This is a genomic window from Micromonospora inositola (genome assembly GCF_900090285.1).
Taxonomy (GTDB): Bacteria; Actinomycetota; Actinomycetes; order Mycobacteriales; family Micromonosporaceae; genus Micromonospora; species Micromonospora inositola.
Genome location: NZ_LT607754.1, coordinates 6,599,477 through 6,618,979, shown reverse-complemented (window position 1 = coordinate 6,618,979; position 19,503 = coordinate 6,599,477). Strand labels below are relative to the sequence as shown.

Annotated in this window: 21 protein-coding genes; 15 read left to right on the top strand and 6 right to left on the bottom strand. The window is 70.8% G+C overall.

What is annotated here, in order from left to right; all coding sequences use genetic code 11:
- The first annotated feature begins 103 nt into the window (after positions 1–103).
- The 12 genes from GA0070613_RS31435 to GA0070613_RS32590 all read left to right on the top strand — a co-directional run bounded on the left by GA0070613_RS31435 (position 104) and on the right by GA0070613_RS32590 (position 10,544).
- The gene (locus GA0070613_RS31435; RefSeq protein WP_157746621.1) at positions 104–919 is read left to right on the top strand and encodes a DODA-type extradiol aromatic ring-opening family dioxygenase; all 816 of its coding nucleotides are present in this window, start codon (positions 104–106) and stop codon (positions 917–919) included.
- 10 nt (positions 920–929) lie between these two features.
- Positions 930–1,256: a hypothetical protein gene (locus GA0070613_RS31430; RefSeq protein ID WP_157746620.1), complete on the top strand. Its 327-nt coding sequence runs from the start codon at positions 930–932 to the stop codon at positions 1,254–1,256.
- Between the two features lie 34 nt (positions 1,257–1,290).
- Positions 1,291–2,127 carry a 3-carboxyethylcatechol 2,3-dioxygenase gene (locus GA0070613_RS31425; RefSeq protein WP_089015584.1) on the top strand — a complete coding sequence of 279 codons (837 nt, stop codon included), beginning with the start codon at positions 1,291–1,293 and terminating at the stop codon, positions 2,125–2,127.
- Positions 2,120–3,322, top strand: a complete 1,203-nt coding sequence (locus GA0070613_RS31420; RefSeq protein WP_089015583.1) for a CaiB/BaiF CoA transferase family protein — start codon at positions 2,120–2,122, stop codon at positions 3,320–3,322. Before GA0070613_RS31425 ends, GA0070613_RS31420 begins: the two co-directional genes overlap by 8 nt.
- Complete coding sequence (locus GA0070613_RS31415; RefSeq protein ID WP_157746618.1) at positions 3,319–4,041, top strand: enoyl-CoA hydratase/isomerase family protein; 723 nt, start codon at positions 3,319–3,321, stop codon at positions 4,039–4,041. The genes GA0070613_RS31420 and GA0070613_RS31415 overlap by 4 nt, the downstream gene beginning before the upstream one ends.
- Before the next feature lie 160 nt (positions 4,042–4,201).
- Positions 4,202–5,095, top strand: a complete 894-nt coding sequence (locus tag GA0070613_RS31410) for an acetaldehyde dehydrogenase (acetylating) (protein WP_089015581.1) — start codon at positions 4,202–4,204, stop codon at positions 5,093–5,095.
- Positions 5,092–6,105: a 4-hydroxy-2-oxovalerate aldolase gene (dmpG, locus tag GA0070613_RS31405; protein WP_089015580.1), complete on the top strand. Its 1,014-nt coding sequence runs from the start codon at positions 5,092–5,094 to the stop codon at positions 6,103–6,105. Before GA0070613_RS31410 ends, dmpG begins: the two co-directional genes overlap by 4 nt.
- Positions 6,106–6,152: 47 nt before the next feature.
- On the top strand, positions 6,153–6,950 hold the full coding sequence (locus tag GA0070613_RS31400) for a 2-keto-4-pentenoate hydratase (RefSeq protein ID WP_089015579.1): 798 nt from the start codon (positions 6,153–6,155) through the stop codon (positions 6,948–6,950).
- Positions 6,947–8,302, top strand: a complete 1,356-nt coding sequence (locus tag GA0070613_RS31395; RefSeq protein ID WP_231929605.1) for an FAD-dependent oxidoreductase — start codon at positions 6,947–6,949, stop codon at positions 8,300–8,302. Before GA0070613_RS31400 ends, GA0070613_RS31395 begins: the two co-directional genes overlap by 4 nt.
- A 50-nt stretch (positions 8,303–8,352) precedes the next feature.
- Positions 8,353–8,685, top strand: coding sequence for a ferredoxin (fdxA, locus tag GA0070613_RS31390; protein WP_089015578.1), 333 nt, complete (start codon positions 8,353–8,355; stop codon positions 8,683–8,685).
- A gap of 530 nt (positions 8,686–9,215) precedes the next feature.
- Positions 9,216–9,512 carry a helix-turn-helix domain-containing protein gene (locus tag GA0070613_RS31385; protein WP_089015577.1) on the top strand — a complete coding sequence of 99 codons (297 nt, stop codon included), beginning with the start codon at positions 9,216–9,218 and terminating at the stop codon, positions 9,510–9,512.
- 816 nt (positions 9,513–10,328) lie between these two features.
- Positions 10,329–10,544 (top strand): hypothetical protein, encoded by a 216-nt coding sequence (locus GA0070613_RS32590; RefSeq protein ID WP_157746617.1) that lies wholly within the window; start codon positions 10,329–10,331, stop codon positions 10,542–10,544.
- Positions 10,545–10,584: 40 nt separating this feature from the next.
- Here GA0070613_RS32590 and GA0070613_RS31380 read toward each other — a convergent pair whose 3' ends face one another.
- The gene (locus tag GA0070613_RS31380) at positions 10,585–11,922 is read right to left on the bottom strand and encodes an ATP-dependent DNA ligase (protein WP_231929604.1); all 1,338 of its coding nucleotides are present in this window, start codon (positions 11,920–11,922) and stop codon (positions 10,585–10,587) included.
- Positions 11,923–12,111: 189 nt separating this feature from the next.
- On the opposite strand from GA0070613_RS31380, the gene GA0070613_RS31375 reads away from it, so the two are divergent.
- Complete coding sequence (locus GA0070613_RS31375; protein WP_089015576.1) at positions 12,112–12,786, top strand: HNH endonuclease family protein; 675 nt, start codon at positions 12,112–12,114, stop codon at positions 12,784–12,786.
- Positions 12,787–12,858: 72 nt separating this feature from the next.
- Here the strand turns inward: GA0070613_RS31375 and GA0070613_RS31370 are convergent, their stop codons facing one another.
- Positions 12,859–13,110 carry a hypothetical protein gene (locus tag GA0070613_RS31370; protein ID WP_157746616.1) on the bottom strand — a complete coding sequence of 84 codons (252 nt, stop codon included), beginning with the start codon at positions 13,108–13,110 and terminating at the stop codon, positions 12,859–12,861.
- A 58-nt stretch (positions 13,111–13,168) separates the two neighbouring features.
- Complete coding sequence (gene recD2 / locus GA0070613_RS31365) at positions 13,169–15,382, bottom strand: SF1B family DNA helicase RecD2 (RefSeq protein ID WP_089015574.1); 2,214 nt, start codon at positions 15,380–15,382, stop codon at positions 13,169–13,171.
- 453 nt (positions 15,383–15,835) lie between these two features.
- Between recD2 and GA0070613_RS31360 the strand changes: the two genes are divergently transcribed.
- Together GA0070613_RS31360 and GA0070613_RS32585 are read left to right on the top strand one after the other, a co-directional pair.
- Positions 15,836–16,459 (top strand): hypothetical protein, encoded by a 624-nt coding sequence (locus GA0070613_RS31360; RefSeq protein WP_157746615.1) that lies wholly within the window; start codon positions 15,836–15,838, stop codon positions 16,457–16,459.
- Between the two features lie 82 nt (positions 16,460–16,541).
- Positions 16,542–16,742: a hypothetical protein gene (locus tag GA0070613_RS32585; RefSeq protein ID WP_157746614.1), complete on the top strand. Its 201-nt coding sequence runs from the start codon at positions 16,542–16,544 to the stop codon at positions 16,740–16,742.
- A gap of 273 nt (positions 16,743–17,015) precedes the next feature.
- On the opposite strand, the gene GA0070613_RS31350 is transcribed toward GA0070613_RS32585, so the two are convergent.
- The 3 genes from GA0070613_RS31350 to GA0070613_RS31340 all read right to left on the bottom strand — a co-directional run bounded on the left by GA0070613_RS31350 (position 17,016) and on the right by GA0070613_RS31340 (position 18,919).
- Complete coding sequence (locus GA0070613_RS31350; RefSeq protein ID WP_089016310.1) at positions 17,016–17,963, bottom strand: endonuclease/exonuclease/phosphatase family protein; 948 nt, start codon at positions 17,961–17,963, stop codon at positions 17,016–17,018.
- Positions 17,964–18,107: 144 nt separating this feature from the next.
- Complete coding sequence (locus GA0070613_RS32580; RefSeq protein ID WP_157746613.1) at positions 18,108–18,509, bottom strand: DUF6745 domain-containing protein; 402 nt, start codon at positions 18,507–18,509, stop codon at positions 18,108–18,110.
- Positions 18,510–18,538: 29 nt separating this feature from the next.
- Positions 18,539–18,919, bottom strand: a complete 381-nt coding sequence (locus GA0070613_RS31340) for a winged helix-turn-helix transcriptional regulator (protein WP_089015570.1) — start codon at positions 18,917–18,919, stop codon at positions 18,539–18,541.
- Positions 18,920–19,503: the final 584 nt, after the last annotated feature.

Here is a 19,503-nt window from a genome sequence, read left to right as displayed (position 1 = left end):
GGGACGACGTGGTTGTCGGCGGTGTCGCGCTCAGCAGATGCTGAGCCTGCCCCCTCGACCCCTGTCACTTCAGGGCCCCGGCTTCATCGACGAAAGGGATCGCATGGCTGAGATCGTCGGCGGATATGCGCTGTCGCACTCGTCGTTCATGGTGAGCAGACCTGACCTCGTCACCGAGGACGTCGCGGCGCGCTGCTACGCGGCCTACGAGCGGGTTCGCGGCGAACTGGCCGAGCTGAGGCCGGATGCCCTCATCCTGATCGGAACCGACCACTTCAACACGTTCTCTTACGACGCGATGCCGCAGTGGTGCGTCGGACGTGGCGACAGCTACGAGGGATGGGCCGACAACATCCCGATGTACAAGGTGCCCGGCGCGCCACTGCTCAGCGCGGACATCATTTCCTCGCTGCTGCGACAGGGGTTCGAGCCGTCCTTCTCGGATGCCATGCGGCTCGACCACTCGTTCATGAGCCCGCTGCACTTCGTCGTGCCGGAGATGAACATCCCGGTCGTACCCATCTTCCAGAACTGCATCACGCGGCCGATGCTGTCCCTGCGGCGCGCCTTAGCCCTGGGCAACGCCCTGCGTGAGGCGGTCGCGTCGAGCCACGTCGACGCGCGGGTCGTCATCATCGGCAGCGGTGGCCTCAGCCATTGGCTGGGGGGTCCCGAGCACGGTCGCGTGAGCTCGGAGTTCGACCGCGAGTTCCTCGACCGCTTCGTCGCGGGGGACGAGGAGTGGCTCACCGGCTTCACCGACGACGACATCGAGCGGCTGGCCGGCAACGGCGGGCACGAGATCCGAAACTGGCTCACGGTGCGCGGCTGCCTGCCGTCGGGCCCGGTGGAGGTTCTCTACTACGAGACCATCCCGTCGTGGTTCGTCGGCGCGGGCGTCGCCCGGTTACAGCGGTAGAGGTGAATCGATGAGCTCATACGGAGTGATGAAGCATCTGCGGCAGTGGTACGCCGACCGTGACACCACGGGGTGGCTGCCGACGGCGACGGCGCAGGATCTGCTGGCGGTCTGCGACCACCTGTCCGAGGAGGAGGCCCGCGCGCTGGTCGACCGCCGCGTCGACGTGCTGTACGAGCAGGGTGTGCACCCCATGTCCCTGATCCAGATGTCGCGGCTGTTCGGGTTCGACATCGCGCAGCGTTGGCAGGAGCTGCGGCCGGGTGCTGGCGCGGCGGGGGAAGGGCCGGCGTCGGCGAGCGGGACGGTCGCGACGGCGACGCCGTCCGCCGGATGACGGCGGCCCACCGGTGAGCCACACTCCTGGGCGCATGGTGGTCTGCGCCTCGCACAGCCCGTTGATGCACGGGCGATCCGACGTCGGGCAGGTCTTCCGCGCGGGCCTCGACCGGGTGCGCGAGGACGTGCGCCGGTTCGGTCCGGAACTCGTCGTGTTCTTCGGGCCCGATCACCGGCGCGCGTTCACCGACACCGTGCCGGCCATCACGGTCGTCGAGAGCGCGCACGGGTACGGCGACTGGGGAACCGTGGAGGAGGCCTACCGTGTGCCCTCCGATCACGCGCGGTCCCTCGCCACCGCGTTGATGGCGGCCCGGTTCGACGTGGCGGTGGCCAACCGCCTGCCGCTGGACCATGGCTTCGGCCAGACGGCGACGCAGCTGTTCGGGTCGCTGTCGGCGGTGCCGATCCTCCCGGTGGTCATCAACTGCGTCGCCCGGCCGCTGCCGGGCCTGGCCCGCGTCGCGGACCTCGGCCGCGCCGTCGACGCGCACGTCCGGACCATCGGGTGCCGCGTGCTCTACGTGGCCTCGGGCGGTCTCTCGCACGCGCCGCCCAGTCTCGCGCCGACGGTGCAGACACTCTCCGAGGAGCAGCGGCGCCGGCTCATCGAGACCGGGCTCGCGGCGGCGGCCGAGCGCATCGCCCCGGACTGGGACGAGCGCTTCCTCCGTCTGCTGGGCACGGGTGACCTGGACCAACTGGCTCGGATGGACGACGACGACATCGAGGTCGCGGGGAACGGGGCGCACGAGGTGCGCACGTGGGTCGCGGCGGCCGCAGCCGGCGGTGTCCCGGTGCCGACGGTGGCCTACGAGCCGGTGCCCGAATGGATCACGGGCATGGCGGTGGCGAGCGCGCATGGCTGACCACGAAGAGCGCTGCGCCGTCGGGCCGTTGACCGGGATCCGCGTGCTCGAGTTCGCGCACGTGGTCTCCGCGCCCCTCTGTGGGATGTTGCTGGCCGACCTCGGCGCGGACGTGGTGAAGGTGGAGTCACCGCACCGGCCGGACATGTTGCGCGGGTCGGGTGCCCGTGGGCCCGACGGCGACTCCATGGCGTTCCGGACGGTCAACCGCAACAAGCGCGCGGTCAGCCTGGACCTCGCCGACGAGGCGTCAACGCAGATGCGGGACGACCTGATCCGGTCGGCGGACGTGCTCCTCGAGAACTACAGCCCCGGCGTGCCGGTGCGGCTCGGCATCGACTACGAGCGGGTGCGGGACATCAACCCTCGCCTGGTCTACGCGTCGATCAGCGGCTTCGGGGACGAGGGACCGCTGCGTGAGCTGGGCGGCTACGACTTCGTGGCGCAGGCCATGTCCGGGCTGATGAGCGTGACGGGGCCGAGCCGTGGTGTGCCGTACAAGATCGGCGTACCCGTCTCCGACATCGCGTCCGCGCTGTACCTCACGATCGGGGTGCTGGCGGCGCTGAGAGCCAGGGACGAGTGTGGCCACGGGCAGCGGGTGAGCTGCTCGCTGCTGGCGGCGGGGGTGTCCCTCGGCGTCTGGGAGGCCAGCCACCTGTGGGCGACCGGAGAGGTGCCGGGCCGGCTGGGCAACGCGCACCGAGCGCTCGCGCCCTACGAGGCGGTGCGGGCGAGCGACGGCTGGTTCGTGATCGCGGCCAACACCGACGCGATGTTCCGTCGCGCTGCCACCGCGTTCGGGCGCGAGGAGTGGCTGGACGATCCGCGTTTCGCGACCAACGCGACGCGGCTCGCGCACCGTGATGCGTTGTCCCGGGAGCTGAGGTCGGCGGCTTCGGCGGGCCCGGCCGACCTGTGGGTGCGTCTCCTGCGCGAGGCCGGGGTGCCGGCGGGGGAGCTGCTCGACGTCGCGCAGGCGCTCGACCATCCCCAGGTGACGGCGAACGGCATGGTCGCGCACGTCACCGACGAGCGGACCGGCCGGTCCACGAAGGTGCTGGGCAACCCGCTGCGCCTCTCCCATACCCCGGTCTCATACCGCAGGTCGGCGCCGGGCGTGGGGGAGCACGACGACGCGCTCTTCGGTGTCGACCCGGGTACGGCGGCGACGGCCCCGGCGGTGGACCCGTGATCTCCGTGTCGCTGGAGGACCACGTCGCCTGGGTGGTGCTGGACCGTCCGGAACGGGCCAATGCGCTCGTCGTCGAGGACTGGCGCCTGCTCACGTCCGCGGTCGAGGACGCGGGCGCCAGCCCGCAGACGCGTGCGCTGGTCATCCGGGGCGCCGGCTCCCGCCACTTCTCCGCGGGGATGGACCTCGACGAGCTCGGACGGGCGTTCGAGGACGCCGACGCGGCGGACGCGCTGTGCGCGGCGGTGACCGGCGCGCTGGCGGCGATCACCTTCTGTCCGAAGCCGACGGTGGCGATGGTCAACGGCGCCGCGGTGGGCGGCGGCGCGGAGATCGTCCTGGCGAGTGACGTGCGGATCGCCGCCGCCAACGCCTCCTTCGGCCTTCCGATGTCGAGGGTGGGGGTGGCGATCGACAGCGGAAGCCTGCACAACCTGCTCGCGTCCGTCGGACGCGGTCCGCCTGCCCGCCTCCTGTTCACGGGCGACCGCCTGACCGCACGCGAGGCCGCCGCGGCCGGGCTCTTTCACGAGGTCGTGGCGGGCGAGGAGCTGCAGCCGGCGGTCGCCAGGCTCACCGGCCGGATCGCGGCCGGCGACGCGGACACCGTCCTCGCGATGAAGCGGATGATCCTGGACGCGGCGCCACCGCCACGTCCGGACCTCTGGGCCACGCAGATGCGTGCGTCCTTCGACAGGAGAGCGCGTTCGAGGACGTGACGGTGTCCCGATAGCCGGAACGGTTCCCTTTCGCGCGCTGCGCCTCACACATCAGGATTTCCCACGTTGACCGGCGTCACGGGTGCTTCTCGAACCGAGAGCGATCGAGCGGCGAGGCGAGGTCGCGGAACTGCGAGTCGTGTCACGGGAAGGGACGGAAATGGCAAGTATCAAATGCGCAATCGTCGGCTCGGGCAACATCGGCACCGACCTGATGGAGAAGCTCCTCCGGTCGTCTGCGCTGGAACTCGTCGCGATGGTCGGCATCGATCCCGCGTCTGACGGGTTGGCGCGGGCCCGCGCACGGGGGCTCACCACGTCACACCAGGGTGTCTCGTGGCTGGTCGAGGAGGGTCCGCAGCTCGGCGTGAGCCTGGTGTTCGATGCGACGTCCGCGGCGGCGCACCGGGCGAGTTGGCCGCTGCTGCGCGGCGCGGGCATGCGGTGCGTCGACCTGACGCCGGCGAAGCTCGGGCCGGGTGTGGTGCCGGTCGTCAACCTGTCGGAGCACGAGGACGCCGACAACGTCAACCTGATCACCTGCGGCGGTCAGGCGACCGTCCCGATGGTCGCCGCCGTCAGCTCCGTCACCCCGGTCGCATACGCCGAGACCGTCTCGAGCATCGCGAGCCTCTCGGCAGGACCGGGGACGAGGCAGAACATCGACGAATTCACCCACGTCACCTCCCGGGCGCTGGAGGACATCGGACGCGCGACGAAGGGCAAGGCAATCATCGTCCTCAATCCGGCGGACCCGCCGGTGCTGATGCGCAACACGGTGTTCTGCCAGGTCGACCGGGACGCGGACCGCGACGGTGTCGCCGCCGCGGTCCTGGGCATGGTCGCGAGGGTCCAGGAGTACGTGCCGGGCTACCGGCTCCGCTCCGACCCGCTCTTCGACGACGGCCGGGTGACGATCCTGACGGAGGTGGAGGGCGCCGGCGACTACCTGCCGCCGTACGCGGGGAACCTCGACATCATGACCGCCGCGGCCGTCCGGGTCGGCGCGGAGCTGGCCGCGAGCACCGCCGGGCGCGAGGTGATGGCCCCATGAGCCCGATCACGGTCTGCGACTCCACCCTGCGGGACGGGAGCCACGCCAAGTCCCACAAGTTCGTCGGCCAGGAGGTGCGGGACGTCGTCGCCGCGCTCGACGAGGCACACGTCCCGGTCATCGAGGTGAGCCACGGCGACGGCCTTGGCGGATCCTCGTTCAATTACGGCTTCTCCGAGCAGTCGGAGTTCGACCTGCTCAAGGTCGCGGTCGAGGCAGCGAAGACCGCGAAGATCGCGGTGCTCCTCGTCCCCGGCATCGGCGTCAAGGCCGACCTGCAGCGCGCCGCGGACATCGGTGTCTCGGTGGCCCGGGTGGCGACCCACTGCACCGAGGCCGACATTTCGCTCCAGCATCTCGGTCTGGCCCGGGACCTCGGGATGACGGCCGTCGGGTTCCTGATGCTGGCGCACATGGCCCGTCCGGAGGAGCTGGCGAAACAGGCCACCATCATGGCGGACGCGGGCGCCGAGATCGTCTACGTGACCGACTCCGCGGGCGCGCTCACCCCCAGCGGCGTGCGCGACCGTGTCCGGCTGCTGCGCGAGACGCTGCCCGCCTCCGTCGAGGTCGGCGTCCACGCGCACGAGAACCTCAGCCTGTCGGTGGCCAACTCGATCGCGGCCGTCGAGAGCGGCGCGACCTGGATCGACGGTTGCAGCTGCGGTCTCGGCGCCGGCGCCGGCAACACGCCGACCGAGATCTTCGCCGCCGTCTGCGAGCAGCTCGACATCGAGACCGGCATCGACTCGTTCCAGCTCATGGACGCGGCCGAGGAGGTCGTCCGGCCGGTCATGCCGCGCGCCCAGGTGGTGGACAGGGCGGCGCTGCTGCTCGGCCGTACGGGTCTCTACTCCTCCTTCCTCCTCCATGCCGAGCGCGCCTCGGACCGGTTCGGCGTCCCGCTCAAGGACCTCCTGATCGAGGTGAGCAAGGCCAAGCCGGTCGGTGGCCAGGAGGACCTGATCGTCGACGTGGCCGCCCGGATGGCGTCGGGTCGGGTCGGCTGACGACGATGCTGCCGAGGCGGGCCGACACAGCGGTGAGGACGGGACGGATGAGTGGAGAAGAGCGCTCCCGCGAGCGCATCCAGGCATTGGCCGACCGGCTCTGGGAGGCCGAGACGACGACGCGTCCCGTGCCGCCCCTGACCGAGGCGGAACCGCCGTTGCGGCCCGAGGACGCCTATGCGGTCCAACTGGCCGTCGCGGACATGCGACGCGGGGCGGGACACCGGGTCGTGGGGAAGAAGATCGGGCTCACCAGCGCCGCCATGCAGCAGTTGATCGGCGTCGACGAGCCCGACTACGGGCACCTGTTCGATGTGATGTCGGTTGCCGACGGGGGCACGATCCGCCGTGCCGAACTCATCGCGCCGAAGGTTGAGCCGGAGATCGCCTTCGTCCTCGCCGCGCCGCTGCCCGGCCGCGCCACGACACCGGAGGACGTGCTGCGGTGCACGGCGTCGATCCACCCGGCCCTCGAGGTGGTCGACAGCCGGGTCCGTGACTGGCGGATCCGCTGGGCGGACACGGTCGCCGACAACGGCTCGTCGGCCCGGTTCGTGCTCGGCGAGTCCGCTGTGGAGCCGCGGGACCTGGACCTCACCGCGCTGGAGGTCGTGCTGTCCCGCAACTGCCGAGCGGAGGCCTCGGGGACCATGGACGCGGTGCTGGGCGGCCCGGTGCTGTCCATCTGCTGGCTGGCGCACAAGCTCGAGGAGTTCGACATCGCCCTCGCCGAGGGAGACGTGATCCTCCCCGGCTCCCCCTGCAAGGCGCTGGACGCCGGATCGGGCGACACGTTCCACGCCTCTTTCGCGGGCCTTGGCTCGGTGGCGGTGTCGTTCGCGTGACGGCACACCTGGGGACCGGAGCGCCACCGCCGCGCGTCGCCGTCGTTGGCGCGGGACCGTCGGGCCTGTACGCCGCACAGGCGCTGGTCGAGCAGGACCGGTTGCCGGTGCTCGTCGACGTGCTCGACCGGCTTCCCACGCCGTACGGACTGATCCGCTACGGCGTCGCGCCCGACCACGTGCGGATGAAGGCCGTGGCGAACACGTTGCGGCGCACGCTCGAGGACCCGAGGGTCCGGTTCCTGGGCGACGTGGAGGTCGGCCGCGACGTGTCCGCCGAGGAACTGAGGGCGCACTACGACGCGGTGGTCTACTGCACGGGCGCCGCCGCGGAGCGCACGCTCGGGATCCCCGGCGAGGACCTGCCCGGCAGCATGTCCGCCGGAGAGCTGGTCTCCTGGTACAGCGGTCACCCCGACGCGGTCGCGCTGGACGCTCTCCGGGCGCGGACCGCCGTCGTCGTCGGCGCGGGGAACGTGGCCCTCGACGTCGCCCGCATGCTGCTGCAGTCACCGGAGGTCCTGCGCCCCACCGACGTCCCCCTCGACGTGCTGCGGGTGTTCGAGGCGAGCGCCGTGCGCGACGTGCACATCCTGGTGCGGCGCGGCCCGGAGCACGTCAGGTTCACGCCGAAGGAGCTGCGGGACCTCGGCCGTGTCGAGGACGTGGACTGGTTCGTGGACCCCTCGGACCTCGACCGGCTCCGAGGCGCGGCACACCCGTCGCTGAGCACGGCGGCTGTCCTGTGCGAGCTGGCGGCGAGGGAGCCGACCGGTGCCAGCCGCCGCGCCTTCCTGCATTTCTGGACGTCTCCGGTCGAGCTGTCGGGGACCGGCAAGGTTGACGCCGTCACCGTGGCACGCACCCGTCCCGGCGCCCCGGCCGGCGGCGACGGACGGCCCGACCTGCTGCCGGCCGGGCTGGTTGTGCGCTGCGTCGGGTATGTCGCCGCTCCGCCGGTGGGCCTGCCGTTCGATCCTCTCCGGGCGTGCGTGCCCAACGACGCGGGCCGGGTGATCGGGCCGGCCGTCGGGATCCGCCCGGGTGAGTACGTCGCCGGCTGGCTGAAGCGCGGACCCTCCGGCGTGATCGGCACGAACAAGCCCGACGCGGAGGAAACGGTCGAGTCGGTTCTCGACGATCTTTCCCGGCGGGCCGCCGCGTCCCCGACCCGACGCCTGGACGATCTGCTCCGCGAGCGCGGGGTGAACGCGGTCACGTACGCGGGATGGCTGGCCATCGACGGTGCGGAGGCCGTGGAGGGGCGGCCGGACGGCCGCGGCCGGGTCAAGATCCCCGACTGGCGGCGCCTGCGCGAGAACGCCGCGTCCACCACCGCGGCGGCCCGTTGACCCCGCCGCCGCTCACCACCTTTATCGCCTAGCCCGACGGGAGACCGCCGATGCCATACGTCGTCACCGACGCCTGTGTGGACGTCAACGACAAGTCCTGCCGCAAGCAGTGCCCGGTCGACTGCATCTACGAGGGGGACCGGATGCTCTACATCCACCCCGACGAGTGCGTCGACTGCGGCGCCTGCCTGCCGGCCTGCCCTGTCCAGGCGATCTTCTACGACGAGGACCTGCCGGCCCAGAGCCGGCACTTCGCCGAGGTCAACGCCGAGTTCTTCACGGGGCTGGGCTCGCCCGGCGGCGCCAAGCGCGTCGGGCCGCTGGGCCGCGACCATGCGCTGGTCGCGGCCCTTCCCGCAACGGCCGCGCACGACGCATCCTGAGCCCGGTTCGGGTGCACCCTGTTGTCGCGACCGCAGCAACAGGTGCACCCGCACTATTGGCGCGGCGCCGACTCCTCCTCGGCGCGGTCCTCGCTGCGTATTCCAGGCCCAACGGCCGATCGCCCCGCGGCGGACACGCTCCCTTCCGCATGGGCGAAGAACGACTCGAGTTCGGCTCCGGACATGCCCTCGGCTCCAGCTGATGTTCGCCGTGTAGGGGCCATGAAGTCGCGTGGGTTCCGACACAGGTGGACCGTACGTCAGTAAGGGAAAGAAGTAGCAGAGGAAAGGGAGGGCCGTACACCGCTGGATCGCCCGCCGTTGGCCGTCTTGTCAGGCCGGGCGGACACCGCAGTTTCCATCGAACGAGAGGTGGTCTCCGGTCACGCATATGCGATCCTCGCACCCGAAGCCTTCTCTGGCGGCTGGTGCGGATACGAGAAGCCGACGTTCCTGTCGGCAGATGGTGTTCTGACCCGTAACCCTGGGCCCCGGCGCGTAAGCGCCGGGGCCCTCGACGTGGAGGTGACATGGGGCGAAACCCCGATGACATGTTCGGCGACGAGGACTACCCCGCCTACACCATCGGCCAGGCCGCGGAGATGCTCGGCACCTCGCAGGACTTCCTGCGTCGCCTGGACGAGGCCAAATGGATCGACCCGCACCGCTCCAGCGGCGGGCACCGCCGCTACTCGCGCTACCAGTTGCGCCTGGCCGCCCGGGCCCGCGAGATGGTCGACCAGGGCACCGCCCTGGAGGCGGCCTGCCGGATCATCATCTTGGAAGACCAACTCGAGGAAGCCCTTCGGCAGAACGAGAAGCAGTAGCGTGGGCCGCGGCGGCAGGACTGGCCGGCCCGCTCTCGTGTGAGGTCGTCGGCGGGCGGTGAGCCGGCCGGCCCCGCCAGAGCGAAGATTCCCGCCCCCGCCTCGGTCCTGGCAGCCTGGGCCTGACCCGGTTTGACTGACATCCGAGATCTGTGGGGGCTGTGAGCCCCTGGGAGGATGTTCATCATGGAAGGCATGGGAAAGAAGCCGCGCCGGCCTCGCAGGGCGTTCACGCCGGAGTTCGTCGAGGTATGCCGGCGTGGAGAGACCGGACGGGCGATTTCCTCGTTGTCTGGCAACACTGCGTAAAGGGCTCGCGCTGGTTGGCCATCGCCGTCAGCCCACAGCCGTCAGTTTTCGCGGCGCTGTCGGCCGCGCTCATCAGCGTGCCGTCCAAGTTGGAGACCAGCAGCCCGCGCCCGGACGGTGCCCTGGTCGCGGTCGTTGCGGCAGGGCCAGGCAGCAGGCCTGACATCAGCTGCCCCAGCGCCCGGCCGCTGACCACACCACCTGCGGCATGTACGAAGACCCGCCCCAGGGCTTGAGGCGGCGTGACGGCCAGCATCAGCCCCGGCGACCCGCGTGTGTACGGGCAGGCTGACCTCACCGTCGACTGAGGGGGATGCATGGCAGGAGGTCCGGCTCGGAGGCCACGGGGGCAACCGCCGAGCCGGACAACGCCAAATTACCGTCAGCCCCACACGTTCCACGTCCGCCTACTGGGCGGCGGATGCGCCTGCGAGGCTGACCCTCACGGGCCCGTCGGATGGTCGGCAAGGGCCGGAGGTAGGCATCGTCCTTGCGGAATGCTTCGCCGTGGTGTTTGCCGGCGGATTCGTGGTTGCCGGGACACATCCCTGCCTGTCGGGCGAGGCGGTCCGGATAGTGAACCGGCTCCTGTCGATGCAGATCTCGGCGATGTTGATTGCGCTGCACCTGCCAATTGCCGATGTTCGACATGAGCCCATAGGCGGTCGTCGTGTAGATGCGCGCCGGACACCGGACGGGGCAAAGGCATGGGACCTGCGCTGAGACCTGCATGAGGGCCTCACGGGCTCCGGCTGCTGCCGGGTCAAGGACGCAAGCCGGTCCCCGTGCCGTCTGACCGGCGCGGGGACCGGCTGGTCGGTGGCCTGCGGCTGGGGCTGCTCCACCTGCATGTGGCCGTGGCCAGCAGCCGGGCGGCGGCCTCGCCGACCAGTTCAGTTTCATCGTCGAGCCCGCTGCCGCGCCATGGGGAGGCCGCGAGCTGTGGACGACGTCGGGGGCTGTGGATAACGCCCTGATCATGCTCCGGGTGTGCTAGAGGCCGGCGCGAGGCGTTCTGTGAGTCGCGGACCGGCCGCCTTGGCTGGATGGCGGTGCCGGTGGGCGTCAGGGTTGGCCGTCGAGTCGGGGGACGTCGGCGATGGCGAGGTCGAGGCGTGGGCGTCGGTAGCGGACGAGGTGGTGCTCGTAGGCGGTGTCGACCTCGATCTCCGCGGCGATGGCCGGCACGACCGGGGTGTAGGGGAGGGGTTGCGGCCGGTCGAGCTGCCCCGTCCAGGAGGCGGGCAGCGGCTGCGGCCACGGGTGGGCGGGCTTGCCTGGTCCGGTCGGGTGAGGGGTGAGGGGTGAGCAGGGTGGCCAGCTCGGCGCGCTGATCCGGTCGCAGGGCGTGGGTGCGGCCGGTGTAGCGGAGTCGTCCGCCCTCGTCGAGGCGGCCGAGCAGGAGGATTTCCGGGTTGGTGAGGTGGGGGTTGACGCCGCCGATGATGGCTTCGGTGGTGTGGTAGGCGCGGTACTTCTGCCAGGCTCGCCTACCGGGCTCGTAGCGTCCGTCGAGCCGCTTGATCATGACCCCTTCGATGCCGGCGGCGGTCCAGGTGTGCAGCCACTCGGTGGCGTGGCCGACGTCGGTGCTCTGCGGTGACAGGGTGAGCTGTGCTGGTGCGTCGGCGAGCAGCGACGTCAGCAGGGCGCGTCGCTCGGCGAGGGGCTTGTCCAGCAGAGGCAGGCCCGGTGGGGCGCTGAGGAGGTCGAAGACCACGTAGTGGGCCGGGTGGCGCCTCGCCAGGGTCGCGCGCTGGGCGCCGGCGGTGACCCGCCGCTGCAGGAGGGAGAAGTCGGTCCGGTCTGCCTCCCAGACCACGAGCTCACCGTCGAGCACCGCGCCGGGTGCCACCGCTGCGGTGACGGCGTCGATGACGTCGGGGAAGTAGGCGCCGAGGTCGCGGCCGGCTCGGGACTGCAGGCACACCCCCTCGTGGTGGCGGAACGCGATGGCGCGCCAGCCGTCCCACTTCGGCTCGTAGGCCAGCCCTCGCCCTCGCGGCACGGTGTCGACGGATTTCGCCAGCATCGGCTCCACCGGTGGCCGCACCATGCCACCGGTGGCCGGGGCGCTGGCGCGCCGGCGGCCAGGGCTCACTGCGGAGCACGCCTTCGGCGAACCTGAATAGTCCTCACCCCCTTCTCCATGGTTGGGCCGAGCAAGGGTCCGCAACAGAAATATGCCGAATGCTCAATGGCTGTATGGCACCTCTTTACAGGCATGCCTTTCGATCGACATGATCGTCAGAGACGGTTGCCGTCCACCCCCTGACGAGGAGGCCCCCTCATGTGGAGCACCCGATCCTTCCCCCGTTTCCCGCGCGCCAGGCGGCAGGCCGCCGCGGTCGCCGTCGCGGCGCTCGCGGGGGCCTGCCTGGCCGTCGTAAACGCCCAGCCCGCCTCGGCCACGCCTCCCGGCATCCCGTCGAAGGCGACCGCCCAGTCGCAGCTCAACGCCCTGACCGTGGCGGCACAGGGCTCCACGAGCGGCTACTCGCGGGACCTGTTCCCGCACTGGATCACCATCAGCGGCAGCTGCGACACCCGCGAGACCGTCCTCAAGCGCGACGGCACCTCCGTCGTGGTCAACAGCTCCTGCGCTGCCACATCCGGCCGCTGGTACAGCCCCTATGACGGCGCGACCTGGACCGCGGCCTCGGACGTCGACATCGACCACGTCGTGCCCCTGGCCGAGGCGTGGCGCTCCGGGGCCAGCTCCTGGACGACCAGCAAGCGGCAGAGCTTCGCCAACGACCTCACCCGCCCGCAGCTGATCGCCGTCACCGACAACGTCAACCAGTCCAAGGGTGACCAGGACCCGTCGACCTGGCAGCCGCCCCTGTCGTCGTACCGGTGCACCTACAGCAAGATGTGGATCACCGTGAAGTACAGCTGGGGCCTGAAGCTGCAGTCCTCGGAGAAGTCCGCGCTGCAGAGCATGCTCAACACCTGCAGCTCCTGACCCCCTGCAGACCGCCCGGCTGGCGGCTGCGACCCCGCGTGTGGCGTGGGTCGCCGGCCGGGCGGCGTGCCGTCAGCGAGGCGGGGGTGAGGCGGCGTCACCGGCCTGCTGGCGCCAGGTGCCCCCGGCGTCGGCCGTGAGGAGACGTTCGACCATGGCGCGGGCCTCGGCTTCGGTGTCGAACTCCCACCGCAGCACTCGGCCGGTCTCGCTGTCCCCGGCGCGGGCGACGACCTTCCACCGGACTTCGCGGGTCAGCCACACGTCGCGGCGGGCCAGGCGTCCCCAGATTCCGTTCCACCACCTTCCGGCCACGTCTTCCACTACGGCATCGTACAAGCGTTCGATTGGTCGGTGTCGGCGGCTGACCCGACAGCTCCCATCAGGTGAGGCGGTGGTCGAGGGCGGTGTGGCGGCGGCCGGCGCCGACGGTGCGCACGGCGGCGGCGAGGGCGCGGCGGGAGCCGACGAGGACGACGAGTTTCTTGGCGCGGGTGACGGCGGTGTAGAGCAGGTTGCGCTGCAGCATCATCCACGCGCTCGTGGTCAGGGGGATGACGACGGCCGGGTATTCGGAGCCTTGGGAGCGGTGGATGGTCATGGCGTAGGCGTGGGCGAGTTCGTCGAGTTCGTCGAAGTCGTAGTCGATGCTTTCGTCCTCGTCGGTGCGTACCGTGAGGGTCTGTTCCTCGGGGGAGAGGGCGGTGACGATGCCGAGGGTGCCGTTGAAGACGCCGGCTTGGCCCTTGTCGTAGTTGTTGCGGATCTGGGTGACCTTGTCGCCGATCCGGAACACCCGCCCACCCATGCGCCGCTCCGGCTGGCCCTCCCGCTGCGGGGTGAGCCGCTGCTGGAGCAGGGTGTTGAGGGCGCCGGCGCCGGCGGGGCCGCGGTGCATGGGGGTGAGGACCTGCACGTCCCGGCGCGGGTCGAGCCCGTAGCGCGCCGGGATGCGGGTGCAGGCGACGTCGACGGTCAGAGCGGCGGTGGCGTCTGTGTCGTCGCAGGCGAACAGGAAGAAGTCCGACAGGCCTTCCAGGAGGGGTGGCCGGCCGGCGTTGATGCGGTGGGCGTTGGTGACGACACCGGACTGGGCGGCCTGGCGGAAGATCTGCGTCAACCGCACCCGCGGGATCGCGGGGGCGGCGAGCAGGTCGCGGAGGACTTCGCCGGCGCCGACGGAGGGGAGTTGGTCGACGTCGCCGACCAGCAGCAGGTGCGCGCCGGGTGGGACGGCTTTGACGAGTTTGTTGGCCAGGATCAGGTCGAGCATGGAGGCCTCGTCCACCACGAGCAGGTCCACGTCGAGGGGGTTGTCCCGGTCGTAGGAGGCGTCCCCGCCGGGGCGCAGCTGCAGCAGCCGGTGCACCGTGGCCGCGGGGTGGCCGGTCAGCTCGGACAGGCGCTTGGCGGCGCGGCCGGTCGGAGCGACGAGGGTGACCTTGGCTTTCTTGGCGGCGGCGAGTTCGACGATGGAGCGGACGGTGAAGCTCTTGCCGCAGCCCGGGCCGCCCGTCAGCACCGCCACCTTCGACGTCAGCGCCAGGCGGACGGCCTGCTCCTGCTCTCGAGCCAGGTCGGCGCCGGTGCGCGCCTTCAACCACGCGAGAGCCTTGCCCCAGTCGACTCCGGCGAAATGGGGCAGCCGGTCGGCCCGGTCGTTGAGCAGGCGCAACAGGGACCCGGCGAGGGACTGCTCGGCGCGGTGGAACGGCACCAGGTACACCGCCTGCACCGGCTCACCGTCGCCGCCGGGCAGCGTCTCGTGGACGACGCCTTCGTCGGCGGCGAGGTCGTCGAGGCAGCGGGTGACGAGGTCGCCGGGCACGTCGAGGATCTTCGTGGCGTCGGCGACGAGCTCGGGTGCGGGCAGGTAGCAGTGGCCGCGGTCGGTGGCCTCGGACAGGGTGTACTGCAGGCCGGCCATGACCCGCTGGGGGCTGTCGTGGGGGATGCCGACGGCTTGGGCGATGGTGTCGGCGGTCTTGAACCCGATGCCCCACACGTCCGCGGCCAGCCGGTAGGGCTCCTTAACGACCACGTCGATGGACGCGTCGCCGTACTGCTTGAAGATCCGCACCGCCAGGGAGGTGGACACCCCGACGCCTTGCAGGAAGACCATCACCTCCTTGATGGCCTTCTGCTCCTCCCACGCCGCCGTGATCTTCGCCGTGCGCTTCGGCCCCAGCCCCGGCACCTCCACCAGCCGGGAGCGTTCCTCCTCGATGACCCGCAGGGTGTCCAGGCCGAAATGCGCCACGATCCGCTCGGCGAACACCGGCCCGATGCCTTTGACCAGGCCCGAGCCGAGGTAGCGCTGGATGCCCTGGATCGTGGCCGGCAGGACCGTGGTGTAGGAGTCGAGCTCGAACTGCCGGCCGTACTTCGGATGCGACGACCACCGCCCCGACAACCGCAGGCTCTCCCCAGGCTGCGCCCCCAACAACGACCCCACCACGGTCAACAGGTCCGCGCTGCGGTCGGTAGCCACCCGGGCGACGGTGTAGCCCGTCTCCTCGTTGACATACGTCAGCCGTTCCAGCACCGCGTCCAGCGTGGCAAGCGGCACACGGGCGGCGGCGGTCACGGCAACCATCGTGCAGGCTGCCCGATCCGCCCCGCCACCCGCCCCGGCGACGGCACCGCCTGCGGCGGTCAATCCGCTCGCCAGACGCGGCGGGCGAGGTACCGCAACAGGTCCAGGATGTGGCGCCAATCCTCCGCAGGCACAGAATCGTCGGCCACCGGGTCGCCCTGCTGTCGGCCTCGACCTCACCCGCGCCGCGACCGGGCGCCTGGCTTCCGGAAGGTCCCCGGGCAAGCGACCCTGCGGCAGTGTGGCTCACGGTAGACCTGCGACCACTTGGTGATCAACTCTCACATCAGCGATGCCTGCGATCACCGCTGGCACTGGCCTTGACCGCACGCGACCAGGCCGCGGCGGTCGCCGGACGTTTGGTAATGCCATCCGGACGCCGCGACTTCACGGCCGGACTACCTCGCAAGCGCATGGGCTCCGGCCTGCTCCGACGGCGGCGACCGTCAGGAGGTGACCGGCGTCGTACCTGTGGGACTTGCCGATGGCGACGCCGGGTTGGTGGAAGCGGAGCCGCTGGGCGCTGGGCTGCTCGGCGTCGGCGTGCCGCCCGACGGGGTCGGGCCAGGTGTGGACGGGGCCGGGGTGGGGCTGCCGGACGGGCTGGGAGTGGCGGTGGGCGGCGGCAACGAGGGGGCGCCGGTCGATCCGGGCGTCGGACGCACCGTCGGCTTCGCGGTCGGTGGCCTGGTGGCCGGGCTCGTGGCCGTCGGCTCCGGGGCGCCGGTCGCCGAGCGCGGAGTCACCGGGTCGGCGGTCGGCTGGCGCAGCGACTCGGTCTGGGCCACCGGAACGGTCGGTGGGGCGACGTCGGCGGGAGACGGACCGGAGACGACGTCCCCACTGGGCGTCGCCGGGAGATCCGGCGTGGGGGTGGCCGGTGCCGGCCGGAGGTCCGGCGCGCCGGCGGCCCGCGCCGACACGGCACCGCCGGAGTCAGCCTCGGCGTCTCCGATCAGCGCGAAGCCGAGACCCGCTCCGCCGACCAGCAGGGCGGCGAGGGCTCCGGTCGCGACGGGCAGCGCGGCCGAACGGGGTGGGCGGGGACGCCGGTGGGCGGGCAACGAACGCTCCTGACCTGCTGGGACGACTGACCTGGCGCGACGACGCCGACCCCCGACCCTGCCGCCCGCCATGCGCGACCGACAATGGCCGAACGGTGGAGGTGACCGGGATCACCACCAATCAGGCATGCGGCGGCCGAAGCAGCCACCAGACCGACATGTCGGATGAGCGCGCCGATGCGGCGGGGATTCAACGCCCTGTTGCCCGGCTCGCCGAGCCGGAAGTGCTGACCGGCATGGAGAAGCGCGGGCGGTCGGCGGCGTGGACCTGGCCACCGACCCGCCCGCCTGGCTGACCGGCCCGGCCGGAGACCGGCGCATCGCGCTGGACGCCGGGCAGCCGGGTCGGCCTGGTCGGAGCGACCGGGCAGGCCTGCGACCCGCTCACCGTCAAGAAGGTGTTCACCGCCGAGGCGGCGAACCGGCTGTGGCTGACCGAGATCACCGAATACGCCACCGCCGATGGGCCTACGCCACCGAGTTACCGGCGTCGGCGCGTTGCCGCATCCTTTTGCGTCCGTGTGTCGAGCGTGGCTCGGTCCAAGGGCGACCAGAGGGCGCTGGTCGGCCTACCGACCGGCGAAGCGAGCGACGACTGGGGCGTGGTCCGGAACGATGGCGGCTTCGCGGTTGCGGGTGGACGCGCCGATGGAGGTGATGTCGTCGACGAGGGAGTCGATGCTGGCCAGGCGCAGCTGGAGGTCGCGGGTGGCGAGGATGTGGTCGATGAGTTCTCCGCGTCCTTGGTAGATGCGGGAGTAGGCGCGGGCCGGGGGTAGGCGGCGTCCGGGGTTGTACATCCGGACCGCGTCACCCTTGTCAGGTCGGTGCACGTCCCCGTCGGCGGGTCCTTCGAGCAAGACGGTGGTGACGGCGTCGGGCCCGTCGTTGAGATCCCCGCACAGGATCGTCGGCATGCCCGGCTGTCCGTTCAAGGCGGCGTCGGCCAGGACGTCGTTGAGGTGGACGCGCAGGGCGACGGCTTCGGCGGTGCGGCGCAGCAGAGCGTAGCCGGCCCCCCGGGCGCGCTCGTCTTCGTTGTGCGGGAAGCGTCGCCCGCCCGGGTAGGTGAGCAACTTGCTCTTGAGGTGAGCGGTGAGTAGCCGCAGGCCGGGACCGCCGCAGTCGACGTGGACTTGAACGGCGCCGCGGCCCAGGTGGGTGAGGCTGCCGCCGTCGACGTCGGGGACGGCGGGGAGGCCGGCCTGCGGCAGGGCGGTGATCTGCGCTTCCTCGGTGAGGGGGTGCCGGGCGACGACGGCGACGCGGATGCCACGGCCGTCGGGGTGCGCGGACACGACCGCCTGCCACGCCTCGCCGAGGGCCGCGCGGAGGTCCTCGGCCGCTGCCGGGGAGCCGATCTCTTGGAGGGCGACGACGTCGGCTCCGGTGCCGGATATGAGCCCGGCGAGGTAGGTGAGCTTCGCGGCGTAGGTCTCAGCCGCCGCGGTGTCGGTGTCGTCGGGGCGGAACAGGTTCTCCACGTTCCAGGTCATGACGACCAGGTCGTTGGCCACCGCCGCTCCCTGCATCAGGTGTGCTACCAGCCTCAGAGTCGTACTGTAGGACGCCGCGAGAGCCGCGACTGCCGCTACGTCGCCATGTCGACACCCCGCATGCAGGCCGCCCACCGTCAGACCTGTCGCCTGCTGCGGTTGAGGTCAGCTTGCCTCGATGGCCACCCCATCCCGCGCCCACATCAGGCTGCCGTCGGGCCAGGTAGCAGTAGGTTCATCGTCGGCGTGCAGTTGGCCAAGCGCGTTCACGCGCAGGAGGGTGGGCCGTTCGCTCATGACGGCGATGTCCGCGAACGGCCACCACGGCCCGGCCGCCAACGCCACATCCCTGCATAGTCCCGCGCCGAGTGCCAGCTGGACTCGGACCCGGGGGCGGCATAGCTTGTCGCGGCTTGTCCTGAACCGCCTCCCGCTTCTGGAAGGATTGAGGATCAGGCGTTGGCCTGGCCGGAATGGCGAGGTGTCGAACCAGTGATGGGAGTGACGCTCCTGCGCCACGACGGCCGCAGCGCTCGCGGCGAGGACGGCTGCTGCGATGCTCGTCATCAGTCTGTCGGCCTGGGCGCGTCCCCGGGTTACCGCGCGTCGGTGTCGCGGTCGACGCGCCGGCCGGCGCCATCGCGGTAGGTGTGTGTCCACTGCTGGAGCTGGTCCATGAAGGTCAGCAGGAGTGGCAGGAGGTGCTGCCCTGCGGCAGTGAGCTGGTAGGGGCTGGCGTCGGCGCGTGTGGAACGGTCGACCAAGCCCTGGTCTTGCAGTCGGCGCAGTGCGTCGATGAGGGACTTTGAACTGGGTGTCGGTCGAATTGTCTGCTGCAGGTCGGTGAATCGCATCTGTCGCTGGCGATCCAGGACGGTCAGGATTTCCAGGCTCCACCGGTACCCGCACAGCCTGACGGCGTCGTAGACAGTTTCAAGGCGCTGCACCTCCCTCCCCTCCCCGTCAAGGTCGGCCACTCGGCGAGTGTAATCGCACGAATGCAAACCGTGAACCACGATCGGCTATGAGATCGACTGCCATCCTTGCGACGGGGGGCGTCAGATGGTCGGGTGCTCTTCGTACCTGCCCAGTTTGTCGCACCCTTCAGCGAGCTCCGCTAGTGACCTGGCTAGGGCGGGCCTGGGCCCGGAGAGTCGATAGATCGCGGCGGGGTCGCCGACATCCCAGCTGCCGGATGCTGACTCGCGACGCACCAGTCCGATAGCCACCAGCCACCGTAGGTCCTGTTCCAGTCGATGCCCGGTCGGGCAATGCGTTGCCTGATGAAGTTCGTCGAGGGGTGGCGCCTTCCGATGTGCACAGAGTAACGAGCGTCGTGATCGCGTTCGATCTCCGGGCCAATTTCCGTCGCAAGATCGTGAAGGCGTCGACCCTCGCCATCGCTCCTCATATCCGAACTCCCCAGCGATGGTTATGCGATCTACGATTTTTTCGATCCCTGCGGGCATAGTGTCACGAACCCGGCAACTCGACGCCCGGTTTTCACCCATTCATGTACATCGGTAGTTACCAAGAGGTGCTTACCGATCGGTAGTCACTG

Bases quoted from the DNA above. Each gene is read 5' to 3' on its own strand.
- GA0070613_RS31425 (WP_089015584.1), top strand. From the start codon at position 1,291: ATGGTGGTCTGCGCCTCGCACAGCCCGTTGATGCACGGGCGATCCGAC.
- GA0070613_RS32580 (WP_157746613.1), bottom strand. From the start codon at position 18,509: ATGACGAGCATCGCAGCAGCCGTCCTCGCCGCGAGCGCTGCGGCCGTC.
- GA0070613_RS31400 (WP_089015579.1), top strand. From the start codon at position 6,153: ATGAGTGGAGAAGAGCGCTCCCGCGAGCGCATCCAGGCATTGGCCGAC.
- GA0070613_RS31385 (WP_089015577.1), top strand. From the start codon at position 9,216: ATGGGGCGAAACCCCGATGACATGTTCGGCGACGAGGACTACCCCGCC.
- GA0070613_RS31430 (WP_157746620.1), top strand. From the start codon at position 930: ATGAGCTCATACGGAGTGATGAAGCATCTGCGGCAGTGGTACGCCGAC.
- fdxA (WP_089015578.1), top strand. From the start codon at position 8,353: ATGCCATACGTCGTCACCGACGCCTGTGTGGACGTCAACGACAAGTCC.
- GA0070613_RS31410 (WP_089015581.1), top strand. From the start codon at position 4,202: ATGGCAAGTATCAAATGCGCAATCGTCGGCTCGGGCAACATCGGCACC.
- recD2 (WP_089015574.1), bottom strand. From the start codon at position 15,382: ATGGTTGCCGTGACCGCCGCCGCCCGTGTGCCGCTTGCCACGCTGGAC.
- GA0070613_RS31435 (WP_157746621.1), top strand. From the start codon at position 104: ATGGCTGAGATCGTCGGCGGATATGCGCTGTCGCACTCGTCGTTCATG.
- GA0070613_RS31375 (WP_089015576.1), top strand. From the start codon at position 12,112: ATGTGGAGCACCCGATCCTTCCCCCGTTTCCCGCGCGCCAGGCGGCAG.
- dmpG (WP_089015580.1), top strand. From the start codon at position 5,092: ATGAGCCCGATCACGGTCTGCGACTCCACCCTGCGGGACGGGAGCCAC.
- GA0070613_RS31420 (WP_089015583.1), top strand. From the start codon at position 2,120: ATGGCTGACCACGAAGAGCGCTGCGCCGTCGGGCCGTTGACCGGGATC.